General features: G+C 65.3%; 13 protein-coding genes and 1 pseudogene. 11 read left to right on the top strand and 3 right to left on the bottom strand.

All coding sequences use genetic code 11. From position 1 onward, the window contains the following. Positions 1 to 12: 12 nt before the first annotated feature. The 7 genes and pseudogenes from GX414_07245 (at position 13) to GX414_07215 (ending at position 7,793) form a co-directional block, all read left to right on the top strand. Positions 13 to 1,329, top strand: coding sequence for an inositol-3-phosphate synthase (locus GX414_07245; GenBank protein ID NLI46885.1), 1,317 nt, complete (start codon positions 13 to 15; stop codon positions 1,327 to 1,329). Between the two features lie 166 nt (positions 1,330 to 1,495). Then, positions 1,496 to 4,179 (top strand): annotated as a pseudogene (locus GX414_07240) (pyruvate, phosphate dikinase). A gap of 458 nt (positions 4,180 to 4,637) precedes the next feature. Beyond that, a complete protein-coding gene (locus GX414_07235) occupies positions 4,638 to 4,895 on the top strand; it encodes a hypothetical protein (protein ID NLI46884.1) in 258 nt (85 codons plus the stop codon). Positions 4,896 to 4,912: 17 nt separating this feature from the next. Then, entirely contained in the window at positions 4,913 to 5,347 is a 435-nt protein-coding gene (locus GX414_07230) for a molybdenum cofactor biosynthesis protein MoaE (protein NLI46883.1), read from the top strand. Beyond that, positions 5,337 to 5,837, top strand: a complete 501-nt coding sequence (locus GX414_07225) for a MogA/MoaB family molybdenum cofactor biosynthesis protein (GenBank protein ID NLI46882.1) — start codon at positions 5,337 to 5,339, stop codon at positions 5,835 to 5,837. Before GX414_07230 ends, GX414_07225 begins: the two co-directional genes overlap by 11 nt. A gap of 257 nt (positions 5,838 to 6,094) precedes the next feature. Beyond that, on the top strand, positions 6,095 to 6,736 hold the full coding sequence (locus tag GX414_07220; protein NLI46881.1) for a threonylcarbamoyl-AMP synthase: 642 nt from the start codon (positions 6,095 to 6,097) through the stop codon (positions 6,734 to 6,736). 271 nt (positions 6,737 to 7,007) lie between these two features. Next, positions 7,008 to 7,793, top strand: coding sequence for a BON domain-containing protein (locus tag GX414_07215; protein NLI46880.1), 786 nt, complete (start codon positions 7,008 to 7,010; stop codon positions 7,791 to 7,793). Between the two features lie 207 nt (positions 7,794 to 8,000). Here the strand turns inward: GX414_07215 and GX414_07210 are convergent, their stop codons facing one another. The 3 genes from GX414_07210 to GX414_07200 form a co-directional block, all read right to left on the bottom strand. Then, positions 8,001 to 8,474 carry a YbaK/EbsC family protein gene (locus GX414_07210; protein ID NLI46879.1) on the bottom strand — a complete coding sequence of 158 codons (474 nt, stop codon included), beginning with the start codon at positions 8,472 to 8,474 and terminating at the stop codon, positions 8,001 to 8,003. Positions 8,475 to 8,607: 133 nt separating this feature from the next. Further along, complete coding sequence (locus GX414_07205) at positions 8,608 to 10,119, bottom strand: PAS domain S-box protein (protein NLI46878.1); 1,512 nt, start codon at positions 10,117 to 10,119, stop codon at positions 8,608 to 8,610. Positions 10,120 to 10,182: 63 nt separating this feature from the next. Then, positions 10,183 to 11,391, bottom strand: a complete 1,209-nt coding sequence (locus GX414_07200; GenBank protein ID NLI46877.1) for a hypothetical protein — start codon at positions 11,389 to 11,391, stop codon at positions 10,183 to 10,185. A 275-nt stretch (positions 11,392 to 11,666) separates the two neighbouring features. Between GX414_07200 and GX414_07195 the strand changes: the two genes are divergently transcribed. The 4 genes from GX414_07195 to uvrA all read left to right on the top strand — a co-directional run. Next, positions 11,667 to 12,185, top strand: a complete 519-nt coding sequence (locus tag GX414_07195; protein NLI46876.1) for a polymer-forming cytoskeletal protein — start codon at positions 11,667 to 11,669, stop codon at positions 12,183 to 12,185. Between the two features lie 48 nt (positions 12,186 to 12,233). Next, complete coding sequence (locus GX414_07190; protein ID NLI46875.1) at positions 12,234 to 13,412, top strand: class I SAM-dependent rRNA methyltransferase; 1,179 nt, start codon at positions 12,234 to 12,236, stop codon at positions 13,410 to 13,412. 75 nt (positions 13,413 to 13,487) lie between these two features. Beyond that, positions 13,488 to 13,964 (top strand): hypothetical protein, encoded by a 477-nt coding sequence (locus GX414_07185; protein ID NLI46874.1) that lies wholly within the window; start codon positions 13,488 to 13,490, stop codon positions 13,962 to 13,964. Next, positions 13,961 to 15,703: excinuclease ABC subunit UvrA (gene uvrA / locus GX414_07180; GenBank protein NLI46873.1), on the top strand; the 1,743-nt coding region annotated here is incomplete at its 3' end. The genes GX414_07185 and uvrA, both read left to right, overlap by 4 nt.

Below are 15,703 nucleotides of genomic sequence, written 5' to 3'. Positions count from 1 at the left end.
GACGAGGTCATCATGATTGAAAAAGGTGTGAAGATTGCATCGCCGCAAGGTCGCGTGGGCATCCTGATCCCCGGTCTCGGGGCCGTGTCCACCACGTTCATCGCCGGGGTCATGAGCATCCGGCGGGGACTGGCGCGTCCGTTCGGTTCCATGACCCAGATGGACACCATCCGCCTGGGCAAGCGCACCGAGAAGCGCACCCCGCTGGTCAAGGAGTTCCTGCCGCTGGCCGGCCTGGACCAGCTGGTCTTCGGCGGTTGGGACATTTTCGAGGACACCGCCTACGAGTCGGCGGTCCACGCGGGCGTGATCAGCAACGACCACCTCCTGCCGCTCCGGGAGGAGATGGAGGCGATCCGGCCCATGCCGGCGGTGTTCGACCGCCGCTACGTCAAGAAGCTGGACGGCCCCAACGTGAAGAAGGCCGCCACCAAGTGGGATCTGGCCCAGATGGTCATCGAGGACATCCAGCGCTTCAAGGCCGAGCAGAAGTGCGACCGGCTGGTCATGATCTGGTGCGGCTCCACCGAGATCTACCTGCCCGAGGGGCCGGTGCACGCCTCCATCGAGGCGCTCGAGGCCGGCCTCAAGAACAACGATCCCGACATCCCGTCGAGCATGATCTACGCGTACGCGGCCATCAAGCTGGGCATCCCGTACGCCAACGGCGCGCCCAACCTGAGCGCCGACACCATCGCCCTCGAGGAGATGGCCAAGGCGAACAAGACCCCCATCTGCGGCAAGGACTTCAAGACCGGCCAGACGCTGATGAAGACCATCATCGCCCCCGGCCTCAAGGCCCGCATGCTGGGCGTCTCCGGCTGGTTCTCCGCCAACATCCTGGGCAACCGGGACGGCGAGGTGCTGGATGATCCCGAATCCTTCATGACGAAGGAGATCTCCAAACTGGGCGTGCTCGAGCACATCCTGCGCCCGGACCTCAACGCCGAGCTCTACGGCAACTTGTACCACAAGGTCCGCATCCACTACTACCCGCCGCGCGGCGACAACAAGGAAGGGTGGGACAACATCGATATTTTCGGCTGGATGGGCTACCCGATGCAGATCAAGATCGACTTCCTCTGCCGGGACAGCATCCTGGCCGCGCCCATCGTCCTCGACCTGGTCCTGCTGCTGGATCTGGCCGGCCGCTGCGGCATGCACGGCATCCAGGAGTGGCTCTCGTTCTTCTTCAAGAGCCCGCACCACCTCCGCGGCCTCTACCCCGAGCACGATCTGTTCATCCAGAAAATGAAGTTGAAGAACACGATGCGCTACCTCATGGGCGAGGAGCAGATCACCCACCTGGGCCTGGAGTACTACGACTAGGCGCCGGCGGTCCCGCCGTGCCCGGCGGGACCCGGTTTCGGACCAGCCCGCGGCGCAGGACCGCTGCCGCCCGGCGGACGCCGGAGCGGCGGCCGGACCGGCTGGCGGGACTGCGGCCCAGGATAAACAATTTATCTCAATCGTTTCGCAATCTGAGGAGGATCGCATGACAGACAACAAGTATGTGTACTCGTTCGGCCGCGGCAAGGCCGAGGGACACGGCAAGATGAAGGACATCCTGGGCGGCAAGGGCGCCGGCCTGGCCGAGATGACCAACGCCGGGCTTCCCGTGCCGCCCGGTTTCACCATCTCCACGGCGGCGTGCGGCATCTACTACCAGAACAACCGCAGCCTGCCCAAGGAGTTCATGGACCAGATCATGACCGCCCTGGCCGGGCTCGAAGCCGTCACGGGCAAGCAGCTGGGCTCCACCGCGGAACCGCTGCTTGTATCGGTACGCTCGGGCGCCAAGTTTTCCATGCCCGGCATGATGGACACCATCCTGAACCTGGGCCTCAACGACGACACCGTCGAGACGCTGCGTGTCAAGACCGGCAACCCGCGGTTCGCCTACGACTGCTACCGCCGGTTCATCCAGATGTTCTCCGACGTCGTCCTGGGCGTGCCGAAGCACGACTTCGAGCGGATCATCGACCACATCAAGGAAACCCGGAAGGTGAAGCTCGACACCGAGCTCACCGCCGATGACATGCAGGAGATGATCCGCCGCTTCAAGCAGTTCGTCCTGGAGCGTGCCGGGAAAACCTTCCCGCAGGACGCCCGCGAGCAGCTCCGGCTGGCCATCTTCGCGGTATTCGAATCGTGGAACAACCCCCGCGCCATCAAGTACCGCCAGATGAACGAAATCCCCGACAACCTGGGCACTGCGGTCAACGTGCAGGCGATGGTGTTCGGCAACATGGGCGAGAGCTCCGGATCCGGTGTGGGCTTCACCCGTAACCCGGCCACCGGCGCCCGGGAGTTCTACGGCGAGTTTCTGACCAACGCCCAGGGCGAGGACGTGGTGGCGGGTATCCGCACCCCGTTCAAGCTGGAGGAGCTCCAGAAGACCATGCCGGTCATCTATGACCAGCTCAAGGCCATCTCCGAGCGGCTGGAGAAGCACTACCGCGACATGCAGGACTACGAGTTCACCATCGAGAACGGCGTCCTGTTCATGCTGCAGACCCGCAACGGCAAGCGCACCGGCGCCGCCGCCATCCGCATCGCCTGCGAGATGGTGGACGAAGGGCTGATCAGCCCCGAGGAAGCGGTGCTGAAGGTGGAGCCGCAGCAGCTCGACAAGTTGCTGCACCCGGTGTTCGACGCGGGCAACACGTTTCAGGTCATCGCCAAAGGCCTGCCCGCCTCGCCCGGCGCGGCGGTGGGCCGGATCGCCTTCTCGTCCGAGGACGCGGTCACGATGGCCGAGGGGAAGGAGAAGGTCATCCTGGTGCGCATCGAGACGACGCCCGACGACATCCATGGCATGGAAGTCTCCCAGGGCATCCTCACCGCCCGCGGCGGCATGACCTCCCATGCGGCCGTGGTGGCCCGCGGCATGGGCACGCCGTGCGTGGCCGGCAGCGCCGACATCAAGATCAACGAAGAGGCGCAGACGGTGGAGTTCCCCGGCGGCCTGTGCTGAAAAAGGGAGACTTCATTTCGCTGGACGGCTCCAAGGGCGAGGTCTACCAGGGCGCGCTCAAGACCAGCAACCCCGACCTCCGCAGCGGCTTCTTCGGCCGGTTCATGGCCCTGGCCGACACCATCCGCACCCTGAAGGTGCGCACCAACGCCGACATTCCGCGCGACGCCAAGGTGGCCCGCGAGTTCGGCGCCGAGGGGATCGGCCTGTGCCGGACCGAGCACATGTTCTTCGCCCCCGACCGGCTGCCCCACATGCAGGCGATGATTCTGGCCCAGACGGTGGAGCTGCGCCAGGCGGCGCTCCAGAAGCTGCTGCCCATGCAGCGCGAGGACTTCGTCGGCATCTTCCGGGTGATGGACGGTCTGCCGGTGACCATCCGCACGCTGGATCCGCCGCTCCCCGAATTCCTGCCCAAGCGCGAGGAGCTGATGGTGGAGATCGCCCTGATGAAGGAGCGGCGCGAGCCCGCCGCCAAGATCCGCGAGAAGGAGACGCTCCTGGCGCGGGTCGAGGAGCTGCACGAGCTCAATCCCATGTTGGGTCACCGCGGCTGCCGCTTGGGCATCACCTATCCGGAGATCACCCGGATGCAGGCCCGGGCGATCCTCGAAGCCGCCTGCATCGTCAAGAAGGAAGGGGTGAACGTATTCCCCGAGATCATGATTCCGCTGGTGGGCAAGGTGGCCGAACTCGAACACCAGCGCGCCCTCGTCGTCGACGAGGCCAAGCAGGTGTTCCAGGAGCAGGGGATCGAGGTGCCGTACATGGTGGGCACCATGATCGAGATCCCGCGCGCGGCGCTCACCGCGGGGGCGATCGCCGGCGTGGCCGAGTTCTTCTCCTTCGGCACGAACGACCTGACTCAGACCACCTTCGGCTACTCCCGCGACGACGCCGGCCGGTTCATCCGGGCCTACCTGGAGCAGGGCATTCTGGAGAAGGACCCGTTCCAGGCCATCGACCGAGACGGCGTGGGCCTGTTGCTGAAGATGGCGGTGGAGCAGGGGCGCGCCACGCGCCCGAAGCTGAAGGTGGGCATCTGCGGCGAGCACGGCGGCGAGCCGTCGTCGGTGGAGTTCTGCCACATGATCGGGCTCGACTACGTGAGCTGCTCCCCCTACCGCGTGCCCATCGCCCGGCTCGCGGCCGCCCAGGCGGTCGCCGCCGGCCGCGCCGAAAAGGGCACCCAGCAGAAGTAGACTCTGCGTCGGTTATCGTTTCAAACACCGGCCGGGGTTCGCCCCGGCCGGATGTTTTTTAGGGAACGGTGAACAGTGATTGGTGAACAGTGAGGAGATTAGGATATAGGAGATGGGAGATGGGAGATAGGGGATGAGCATAGGTGAATGGGTGAATCGGGAGAGGGTAGACGGAAGAGGAGACGCGAGAACCGAACAGCGGCGCAGGATGTTCGAAGTCCGATTTCCGAAGTCCGCGGTCCGATGATCGGGAACGAGCCTCTACCCTCGAGCCTCGATCCCCTGGCCTCGAGTCTCGATGACGAGCGCGATTACGATTACGAATTTCAAACACGACCATCAACCATCAACCATCAACCATCAACCGTTCCTGACACCTATCTCCTCACGGTTCACCGTTCACTGTTCGATGTTCACTCCTCTGGCATTCCGCCGCGACTTGTGCTGAAATGGGCCCGATGGCAACGAAGACCCTCACCCTGAAGTTTTTCGCCGGCATCCGGGAAGCCCTGGGCACGGCGGTCCTGCGGGAGCGGTTCGGCGACGACATCCGCACCGCTGGCGACGTGGTTCGATTCCTCGAGTCGCGCTTCCCGGCATTCCGCGAGGCGGCGCCGCGGCTGCTCCTGGCGGTGAACCTCCACTACGCCCACCCGGCCACCCCGGTGGCCGACGGCGACGAAATCGCCTTCTTCCCCCCCGTGGGCGGCGGCTAGTGAGCGGGGAGAACCGGATGGCGCAGATTACTACCAACCTTGTGCGGGAGCCCATTGACGTGGCGGCGGCAACGGCGGCGCTCGGCTCGCCGGGCGCCGGCGCCGTGGTGACTTTCGTCGGCAGGGTGCGCGACCAGAACCGCGGCCGGGTCGTGACCGCCATGGAGTATGAAGCCTATCCGGAGATGGCCCAGCCGCTGCTGGTGGAGCTGGCCGCGGAGGCCGCGGCGCGCTTCCGCCTGGAAGGCGTGGTGCTGGTCCACCGCCTCGGGCGGCTGGCCGTGGGCGAGGCCGCCGTGTTCATCGGAGTGGCGGCGGCGCACCGGGTCGAGGCGTTCGATGCCGCCCGCCACCTCATCGACACGCTCAAGGAGCGGATCCCCATCTGGAAAAAAGAGCATTATGCCGACGGCTCGGCCTGGATCGATGGCGAGGGGTATCATGGCGCCTGAATCCGTCCGCGCCGTCATCGTCACCGTGAGCGATTCCTGCACCCGCGGCGAGCGGGAGGATCTGTCCGGCCCGCGGGCCCGGGATCTCCTGCGGAGCCAGGGTTTCGCCTGCGACGAAATCCGCGTGGTGCCCGATGAGCGGGAGGCGATCGCCGCCGTGCTGCGGGAACTCTGTGGCCGGGGCGGCGTGCGGTTGGTGGTCACCACCGGCGGCACCGGCCTGGCGCCGCGCGACGTGACCCCCGAGGCGACACGCGCGGTGATCGACCGCGAGGTGCCCGGCATCCCCGAACTGCTGCGCGCCGAAGGCGCCCGGCGCAACCCGCGCGCGGTGCTCACCCGCGGGGTGGCGGGTCTGGCCGGCGGCGTGCTCATCGTGAATCTGCCCGGCAGCGTCAAGGGCGTCACCGAGGGACTGGAGGCGTTGGCCGCCGTGCTGCCCCACGCGCTCGAGGTGGCCGGCGGCGACGCGTTCCGGTGTGGCGGATAGACCGGAGATTCACCACAGAGGTGCAAAGGGCACGAAGAATATTGATGGTTGATCGTTGATTGTTGAGGATTGGGAGCGAATCCCGAACTCCAAAATCCGAAGTCCGAATTCCGATGTCCGCATTACGGGAACGAGCATCGAGCCTCGAGCCTCGATTACGATGACGATTACGAGGACGGACCATCAAACATCAACTATCAACCGTATCGATGGTGAGGAACTTGTGAACCTGGAACCGACGAACCTGTGAACTTAAGATGGACACCCAACTGATCCAAATCGACCTGGCCCGGCCTGACCGCTCGACGCTGCGCGCCGTTGCTCGCCGCCTGGAACGGGGCGAAATTTGCGTTCTGCCCACGGACACCATCTACGGCTTCCACTGCCGGGCGGACCATCCGGTGACGCTGGCCCGACTCCAGGCGCTCAAGGAGCGGGGGGAGCCGAAACCGATGGTCGTCCTCATCTCCGGGCCCGACCACCTGGCGGCGGCGGGAATCGCCATTCCACCGGCGGCCCGACGGCTTATGGAACGCTTCTGGCCGGGACCGCTGACCCTGGTGCTGCCGGCGCCTGGCGTATTCCACGAGGCGCTCACCGGCGGCGAGACTTCCGTGGCGGTCCGCCAGCCGGGTTTCCAGGTGCTGGCCCGGCTCATCGAAATGGCCGGCGGCCCGCTCGCCTCCACCAGCGTGAACGTCACCGGCGCGGCGCCTCTCAATGAGCCGGCGGCCATCGCCGCAGCGTTCGACGGCCGGGTGGAGTGCGTCGTGGACGGAGGCCTCCTGCCCGAGTCAACGCCTTCCACCATCGTCTCGTTTGTTGTGAACCCGCCGACGATTCTGCGCGAGGGCACCCTGCCGGCCGCGTTCATACGGTCAGTGCTGGCGGAGAGCTGATCGGCGCGTCCGCGGCGTGTCGCGTGGTTGTCATGCCGCCTCGATGGGGCTCAAGGCAAAAATGGTTGATGTGTAAGGATGCCCAGCCTTCCAGGGGCTGCGCCCCGGGTGAGCGGAAACACCTGATAACATCCACCTCCTCCACCGATCCAAGCCCCATCGGGGCGGCAGTGGTGCTGGTCCCCGCTGAACTTTGTGCGCACTCCCTGCATCTTAACGGATGACGGCGCGGGGACGGCACCCGCGCCGGATTGCACCAGGAGGGACGCACATGAAAACCAACAATCTGAAAACCCAGTTCATCGGGCTGATCGGCCTAACCCTGGTCCTATTGTTTGCCCTGGCGGTGCCGCTGCAGGCGCAGGCGCGCCAGGCGGCGCTCCCCGACGCCACCATCCGGACCATCATCGAGACCCGGCTGATCAACGAAGGACTGCTCAAGGAGGGGAACTTTGTCGTGTCCGTCACCGACGGCGTGGTGACGTTCACGGGCAAGGTCGACAGCCTGGCCGACAAGCTGAAAGCCGCCGAAGCCGTCCATGGTGTCGACTCCGTGGTCCGGCTGGACAACAACCTGGTCATCGAATCAGAGCCGCGGTCCGACCAGGCCATCGCCGCCGACATCGGCCAATCCATCCGCTCCTACGCCCTGTTCGACATCTTCGACTGGGTGGACGGCCGCGTGGTGGACGGACAGGTGACGCTCACGGGCTGGGCCCGCGAACCGTGGCGCAAAGATGACTACGGCCGCCGGGTCGCCGACGTGCCTGGTGTCAAGGCATTGGACAACCAAATCCAGGTGCTGCCCGTCTCCAGCTTCGACGACCACCTGCGCGCCACCATCGCCCGGTCCATCTACGGCAGCTCCCTGTTCCAGCGCTACGCCAACAGCGCCCTGCCGCCCATCCACATCATCGTGTTCAACGGCCGGGTGATCCTCAAAGGCGTTGTGGCCACGAGCCTGGAGCGCACCCAGGCCGAGTTGATGGCTCGCTCCCGCGGCATGGCCTTTGAGGTGGTCAATGAGCTTGTGCTGGAGAAAGAGATAAAGCGATAGAAGAGGGATGATCGTTGAGGGGACTGAGCACCCTCAACGATCTCCCATTTCGGCTGACTATTTGAATTGTCCAGAAAAGGGGGGTATTCCAGACCCTTGACTCACAACCCACACCGTTCACTCGCGGGGTAATATCAGAGAGGCTGGTTACGAGCAGCCCGCCTAGCGTCGCGAGCCTCGATCACGATTCCGATTCCGAACAGACCGCTAGCCGGCTGGGGTTGAGAAAGTGGCGAGATTGGGCTTGGCCAGTTTCAAATAATCGGCGAGCAGCAGCTTGATCGATTCCCGATGGGTACAGGCGTTGAAGGTGATGAATTCGTCAGCGGTGAGGCTCTCCTCCAAAAACACCGGCAGGCCGAACACGCTACCGAACGGTGGCATGGCGCCCGTCTCGCACCCCGGAAATAGATCCTTGAACTCTTCCTCCGTGGCCAGGCGAACTGAAGGCACTCCCACCAGCGCGGCAAAGCGGGTCAGGTCCACCTTGCACGGCGCCGGCAGTGCCGCCATGTAATAGTTCTCGTGCCCCTTCAGGATGACCACCTTGACAATCTCGTGTCCCGGGGTGTGCTCCACCGCCGCCAGACCCTGGGCGGTGAACGCCTCGGGATGGGCGTGCACCTCGTACCCGCAGCCAGCCGAATCCAGTAGATCCCGCACTTTTTTGTTGATCGGCATGACCCCTCCAATCAGACAAAATGGTCGTGATGCATGGATCGTGTTTGAGTCAATTTTAGCACAACCGATGCAGGTGCTTCTCGGGCGGGGCAGTGCCCCGACGCGGCTTGACATTAACAGCGACTTTACGGACTCAGGAGGCGGCGTTTGGCGAAGTTGCCTCCGGCATGAACTCGCGGAAGATGTTGGAAATGTTTTTGATTTTAAAAGGTTTCTGCAGGAACCACAGCCGGTTGTGCCCGACGAAGCGCCGGGCGGTTTCTTCGTCACTGTAACCGGACATCAGGACCACGGGCACGGCCGGCGCGATCTGGCGGATCGTCTCCAGCACCTCTTCCACGCTGAGCCGGGGCATCATCAAGTCCAGCAGGACGCAGGCAAACTCGCCCGACCGGGCGCGGAACAGCTCCACCGCCCCCACGCCGTCGGCAGCCGCGATTACCTGCAATCCGAGTTTCTCGAGCATCTGGCGCGAGACGGTTCGAACCTGCGGATCATCGTCCGCCAGCAGCACCAGCCCCTGCCCGTGCCACGTGCGAACACCCAACGGCCCGGTGTCGGAGAGACTGCTATATGGTCCCGTCAGCGCGGGGAGCAGCACCTCGATTGTGGTGCCGGCGCCCCGGCGGCTCCGGCAGGCGATGGCGCCGTTATGACTGCGGACGATGCCCATCACGGCCGCCAGGCCCAGTCCGCGGCCCGTGAATTTGGTGGTGAAGAAGGGATCGAACATCCGAGCGACGGTGTCCGGATCCATGCCGCAACCGGTGTCCGCCACCTCGAGCGAAATGTAGGTGCCCGCCTCCAGCGCCTGCCCCAGCACCATGCCCTCGAGTTCCGCTTCCTCGACGTGACGGCAAGCGGTGGTCACCGTGATCCGGCCGTCCGACGCCGGCATGGCTTCGGCGGCGTTGGTCAGGAGGTTGAGCACCACCTGGCGGAGCTGCGTGGCGTCGGCCAGCACCGGCAGGATCTGTTCGGCGAGGCGGTACTCCACCTGGGCGTTCTTGCCGATGGACACCTCCAACAGCCGGCCGAGCTCCTGGATCAAGGCGTTGAGGTCCACCGGCTTGATGACGAACCGGCCGCGGCCGGAATAGGCCAGCAGCTGGCGGCACAGCTCGGAGGCCCGCTGAGCGGCCTTCTCAATATCGGCCAGGTTGCCGCGGACCTGCTCACTTAAGGTGTGGTCGGTCAGAATCATCTCGGCGTGGCCGAGCACCACCATGAGCAGGTTGTTGAAGTCGTGGGCGATCCCGCCGGCCAGAACGCCGAGGCTCTCCAGCTTCTGCGATTGCTGGATCTGCGCCTCGATGGCCTGGCGCTCCGCTTCGGCCCGCTTGCGAGCGGTGACGTCGGTGAGCACGGACACGAACCCGACGACCTCGCCCGACTCGTTGAGGCGGTAATTCCAGTCGATGCGCAGCCAGATCACCCGTCCGTCTTTCGTTCGGTTCTGAGTCTCAAGCGTCCATGGGGTCGGCCGGTCGCGCACCAGCTCGGCCAGCAGCCGGCGGGTGCGTTCCCGGTCGGCGTCGTGGGCAATCAGGTCCAGCATGGACCGGCCCACCATCTCCTCCGGGGAGTATCCGAAAATCTTGGCGTGATTGGGGTTGCAGTAGGTGATGACCCCATTGCAGTCCATCTCCTGGATGCCGTGCGGGATGGTGTCGATGAGCGTGCGGATCCTGAGATTGGCCGATTCCAGCTAGGCTGTCCGGGCCCGCACCTGTTCCGACAACTGCTCCTGGTGCAGCGTCAGTTCCGCCTCCGCGCGACGGTGCGCGGTCATTTCAGCGCTCATTGACTCCATCTGGGTGGTTCGCACCACCAGGTGCCGTTTCAATTCGTCGTTCAGCCCGCGGAGTTGGGTGTTGAGATGGTGGATCTCCAGCATGGACAGGATTTGACGGGCGATGATCAGCAGAGTCAGAATCAGGCCCAGCACCAGGATGGTGGTGCTGATGGCACCGCCGTGGAGCTCGGCGGTCAGCACCAGGCCAAGGGCCACCACCGCCGCCAGGTAAGGGGCGAACACGCGGAAGAACGCCCGGCCCACCGTGCCGAGCCAGTTCAGGGCGACCTGTTCGCCGAGCTGGATGCCCTCGCCGACGGGATACCACAATCGGTACAAGGCGGCGAAGCCGATGAGCGCCCAGCCGAAGCTCCAGGCGGCGTCAGTCCAGGTTCCGGTTCGGTAGGTGTCACCCAAGGTCGCATGGAGGAAGGCGGTATCGGCCAGGGCGATCAGGATGAAACCGCCGGCGAGCATGCCCGTGGAAAGGCGGAGCGGGCGGTTCACTTTGGCTTCGTGGAACAAAAACGACGCGCAGAAGATGATGGCCAGGTCACCGAACGGGTAGATCCCGCCGAGAAGACGCTCCAGGATGGACACATCCTGGTTCCACAGCGGGCGGATCACAAAATACCAGCTCAGGATCCCGACGCTGCTCGCGGCGATGATGCTGTCCACCACCAGCCGGAGTTGCCGGAAGATGTCCTTGCGGCTGAGCAGGCGGGTGATGCCGGTCAGCGCCAGGGGGTAGGAAGCCAGGAAGAACAGGTCCGGCCAGCCGGGGTAGGGGACCTTCTGCCCCAGTCCGACCTCGAACAGCGTCCAGAGCGTCTGGCCGGCGGCCCAGGCGAGACAGCCCGCGCCGATCAGCCGCCAGGCCAACCGGTCCGGGATGATGTCCGACCGCTGCTGGGCGGCGTAATAAAAGCAGCACCAGCCGGCGAAAACGCTGACGATGATCTCCAAGACATTGATGAAAGCCTCCGCCAAACCATCGGTGGACGGATGGATGGCAACCAGCACGATCATGGCGATGGCGTATGCCGCCGCCGCGCCCAGGAGAACCTTCCGGCCGGTAACCGGCGGACGCTGAATGCATGAAGGATCGGGGGTGGCGTTCATAAATCCAACTCCATCTGGGCGTTGCGTTGATCCACTCGATGCAGCAACGCTTGGACCACGTTTCAGAACGTGAGCGGCGGAGCCAGTTGCGCGTATTGCGAAGATATGTACGGAAAATATATTAACACGAGCTGGGAGACGATGTTAGCAGAATTGTCAATCGGACGCGGCCGGTGCTGATGCACGAATCGGGCCGATCCGCACCCAAGTCGTTTACATTCGGCGGGCCAACCATTAAAATGAAGACGCACCACATCTGCGGAGAGGTAACACCGATGCCGTTGTTCAAGAAAGACCAGTCGAACGAAGGTCCCCCGGCCGCTCCGGCCCGCGCCCGTGGCGATGGTTCCGATGCCGCATCCGTCCGTTCGGGCGTCTCACTGATCGGCAAGAACGTGAAAATCAGCGGGGAGATCACCGGCGACGAGGATCTGCTCATCGAAGGGAAAGTGGAGGGCAAGGTCAACGTCAGCCAGACTCTGACCATCGGCGCCGGCGGACAAGTCACAGCCGAGGTGCACGGCGACACGGTCATCGTGCTGGGCCGGGTCAACGGCAACGTGTCGGCCGCTCAGCGGGTGATCCTGAAACCCTCGGCGATGGTCACGGGCAACATCACCTGCGCCGCGTTCATCGTCAACGAAGGCGCCTCGTTCGACGGCAACATCATCATGAAGAACCTCGACAAGAAAGCGACGCCACCGGCGGCCGCCCCGCTGCTCCAGGCAAAGGAGAAAGAGAAGGAGATCGAGAAGGACAAGGAGAAGGCGAAGAACAACGCCAGAAACCTGTAAGTGAGCCGGCGGCCGCGTGGGATTCGGACGGGCAAGGGGTGAAGACGCATGGAACGGGTGGTCGTCAGGGACGAGGCGGTCAAGAAGATCCGCAATTTTTACCTCTGGGTGTTCGCCGACGAGGTGCGGGACCAACCCGCCGGTCTCGGTCCGGGCGAACCGGTGGAGGTCCGTTCGCCGCGCGGCGAGATTCTCGGGACCGGATTTTACCACCCCACCGCCCGCGTCACGGTCCGGCTGTTCCACCACAAGCGCATCGAGCCCGACGCCGCGTTCTGGCGGCGGCGGCTTCAGCAGGCGCTGGCCCTGCGCGAGCCCCTGCGGGCGCACAGCAACGGCCTGCGGCTGGTCTACTCCGAGGGCGACTATCTGCCCGGCCTGGTGGTGGACGATTTCGCCGACCACCTGGTCATCCAGTGCCGCACCACCGGCATGGACCGCATCCAGCCCCTCATCGTGGAACTGCTGCAGAAACTGCGGCGGCCGGCGTCGATCTATGAACGCAGCGACGTGCCCGCCCGCCAGGAGGAGGGCCTGGCGTTCCGGACCGGCCAGCTGGCGGGCGTGACGCCGCCGCGGGTCCGGATCGCGGAGCACGGCATCCACTTCTGGGTGGACATCCCCGGTGGGCAGAAAACCGGCTTCTTCTCCGACCAGCGCGACGCGCGGCGGCACTTCGCCTCGCTGCTGCGGCCCGGCGACCGGGTGCTGGACGCCTTCTCCTACACCGGCGGATTCGGCCTGTACGCGGCCCGGATGGGTGCGGCGGTCACCGCCGTGGACAAGGACGAGGCCGCGCTGGCCCTGGCCGCGGCCAATGCCGAGCTCAACGAGGTCACCGCGCGGTTCGAGACCGTGACCGCCGACCTGTTCGCGTGGCTTCCCGAGGCGGCCGCCGCCGGCCGCGTTTTCGACGCCATCAGCCTGGATCCGCCGGCCCTGATCAAGTACAAGAATCAGCAGAACAAAGGGCGCGGTCTACTCATGGACCTCATTCGGCCCTGCCTCCGGATGCTGCGTCCCGGCGGTCTGCTCCACGTCTCCAGCTGCGCCTACCACGTCGGACCGGAACTGCTGCGGGAGGCCGCGCGGATCGCCGCCGGTGAGACCGGCAAGCGCCTCCTGGTAGCCGCCGAAACCGTCCAGGCGGCCGACCACCCGTATTTTCTCCAGATGCCTGAAACCCAGTACCTGAAGGGCTTCACCTATCGGGTGCTGCCGGACTAAGGCCGTCCGGGCAAGGGATTGACACCGGCGGCAAATTCCAGTACATTGACCGGACCCCAACAGAGGAATGGCCCTATGCCCATGTACATGATTCGTTCCACTTTGGACCGCCTGAGCAAGCGCCTGGAGGAGATCCAGAAGGAGAAGTACAACGTCGCCAAGGAGCTGCAGCAAGCGGCCTCCTACGGCGACTTCAGCGAGAACGCCGAGTACGACGCGGCGAAAGAGAAAAAGGACATGCTGGCCAACGAGGAGATGAAGATCCGCGGCTGGCTAGGCGACGCGCAGCTCATCGAGGAGATCCAGACCCCGCCTGACGTGGTCACCATCGGCAAGCAGCTTGTGATCCAGGACGTGGAGTCCGGCCAGCAGCAGACGTTCACCATCCTCGGCGAGCTGGACCAGCTCGAGGGGCACGAGGTGCTCTCCGTGACCGCGCCCCTGGCCATGGGGCTGCTGAACAAGCGCAAAGGCCGCACCGTCGAGGTGCAGCTCCCCCGCCAGACGCGGCGCTACCGGATTCTGGAACTCGACAACTTCTTCCACAAATGACCCGCGAGCTCGACCGGATCATCATTGCGGGCGCCGCCGAGCACAACCTCAAACACATCCGGGTGGAAATTCCCAAGAAACGGCTGGTGGTGTTCACCGGCGTCAGCGGTTCGGGCAAATCGAGCCTCGCCTTCGATACCCTGTTCGCCGAGGGGCAGCGGCGCTATGTCGAGTCGCTCTCGAGCTACGCCCGCCAGTTCCTCGGCCAGATGGAGAAGCCGCGCTACGAATCCATCCACGGCCTGACCCCCACCATCGCCATCGACCAGCGGTCGGCGGGGTCCAATCCGCGGTCCACCGTCGGGACCATCACCGAGATCCACGACTACCTGCGCGTGCTCTTTGCGCGGGTCGGGACCCAGCATTGCTACGGCTGTGGCCGGCCGGTCGCCGAACAGAGCGCCCAGCAGATCATCGACGACCTGAAGGCGCTGCCGCCCGGAACGAAGCTGGTGCTGCTGGCCCCGTTGGTCCGCGGCCGCAAGGGGGAGCACCGCGAGGTGTTCGAGAGCCTGCGGCGGGACGGCTTCCTGCGGGCGCGTGTGGACGGGGAGATGCGGCTGCTCGAGGACCCGCCCGCCCTGGACAAGAAGCGGACGCACACCGTCGAGGTGGTGGTGGACCGTCTGGTGGCCGGCCCGGAGCTCGGCGGGCGCCTGTCCGATTCGGTGGAGACGGCGCTTCGGGTGGGTGGCGGCGTGCTCATCGCCGCGCTGGGCGACGGGACGGAGCGGGTCTACAGCGAACAGAATGCCTGCCAGTACTGCGGGATCTCCTATCCGGAGCTCAGCCCGCAGCTCTTCTCATTCAACGGTCCCCAGGGGATGTGCAAGGCCTGCAACGGCCTGGGTACCCGGCTGGAGATGGATCCGGCCAAGGTGATTCCCGACCGCTCGCTGTCGCTGGCCGACGGCGCCATCGCGCCGTGGGCCGGGGCGATGCGCAGCCGCGCCGGCTGGACCTGGCGCACCATCGAGACCATCTGCCGCCATTACGACATCCCCATGGACCGGCCCCTGGACCAGCTGCCCCCCGACAAGCTCCACATCCTGCTGCACGGCTCCAGCGGCGAGCGGATCGAGTTTCACCTCAAGGGAAAGGCCAGCGAGTACCGCTGGCAGTCGCAGGTGGAGGGGATCCTGAACACGCTGGCGCGGCGGCTGCGCGAGACGCGCTCCGACGAGGCCCGCAGTTACTACATGAAGTACTTCTCCGACACGGTCTGCCCCGACTGCGGCGGCGAGCGCCTGCGCCGCGAGGCCCGCTGGGTACGGATCGACGGCCAAAGCATCATCGACATGGGCCGCCTGCCGGTGGGGCGTCTCCGGGAGGTCATCGACGGGCTGCCGCTGGCCGGCAGCCGCCGCCAGATCGCCCACGAGCTGGTCCGGGAAATCGCTCAGCGGCTCCGCTTCCTGGTGGATGTCGGCCTCGACTACCTGACGCTGGAACGGGCCGGGCCGTCGCTGTCCGGCGGCGAGGCCCAGCGCATCCGCCTGGCCTCCCAGGTGGGCACGGAGCTCACGGGCGTGACCTACATCCTCGATGAGCCGAGCATCGGTCTGCACCAGCGCGACAACGTCCGGCTCATCAGCACGCTGAAACACCTCCGCGACTTGGGCAACACGGTGGTGGTGGTGGAGCACGACCGGGAGACCATCACCGCCGCCGACCACGTCATCGACTTCGGCCCCGGCGCCGGCATTCACGGCGGCGAGGTGGTGTTCGCCGGCACGCCG

Source organism: Acidobacteriota bacterium, from assembly GCA_012517875.1.
Lineage (GTDB): Bacteria > Acidobacteriota > JAAYUB01 > JAAYUB01 > JAAYUB01 > JAAYUB01.
Note: the sequence above shows the minus strand (reverse complement) of the source record. Positions and strands in the feature narration are given on the sequence as shown.

Excerpts from the sequence above, each read along its gene's own strand:
- GX414_07230 (NLI46883.1), top strand. The coding sequence starts at position 4,913 with ATGGCGCAGATTACTACCAACCTTGTGCGGGAGCCCATTGACGTGGCG.
- GX414_07225 (NLI46882.1), top strand. The coding sequence starts at position 5,337 with ATGGCGCCTGAATCCGTCCGCGCCGTCATCGTCACCGTGAGCGATTCC.
- GX414_07220 (NLI46881.1), top strand. The coding sequence starts at position 6,095 with ATGGACACCCAACTGATCCAAATCGACCTGGCCCGGCCTGACCGCTCG.
- GX414_07190 (NLI46875.1), top strand. The coding sequence starts at position 12,234 with ATGGAACGGGTGGTCGTCAGGGACGAGGCGGTCAAGAAGATCCGCAAT.
- GX414_07195 (NLI46876.1), top strand. The coding sequence starts at position 11,667 with ATGCCGTTGTTCAAGAAAGACCAGTCGAACGAAGGTCCCCCGGCCGCT.
- GX414_07235 (NLI46884.1), top strand. The coding sequence starts at position 4,638 with ATGGCAACGAAGACCCTCACCCTGAAGTTTTTCGCCGGCATCCGGGAA.
- GX414_07205 (NLI46878.1), bottom strand. The coding sequence starts at position 10,119 with ATGGACTGCAATGGGGTCATCACCTACTGCAACCCCAATCACGCCAAG.
- GX414_07200 (NLI46877.1), bottom strand. The coding sequence starts at position 11,391 with ATGAACGCCACCCCCGATCCTTCATGCATTCAGCGTCCGCCGGTTACC.
- GX414_07215 (NLI46880.1), top strand. The coding sequence starts at position 7,008 with ATGAAAACCAACAATCTGAAAACCCAGTTCATCGGGCTGATCGGCCTA.
- GX414_07210 (NLI46879.1), bottom strand. The coding sequence starts at position 8,474 with ATGCCGATCAACAAAAAAGTGCGGGATCTACTGGATTCGGCTGGCTGC.
- GX414_07185 (NLI46874.1), top strand. The coding sequence starts at position 13,488 with ATGCCCATGTACATGATTCGTTCCACTTTGGACCGCCTGAGCAAGCGC.
- GX414_07245 (NLI46885.1), top strand. The coding sequence starts at position 13 with ATGATTGAAAAAGGTGTGAAGATTGCATCGCCGCAAGGTCGCGTGGGC.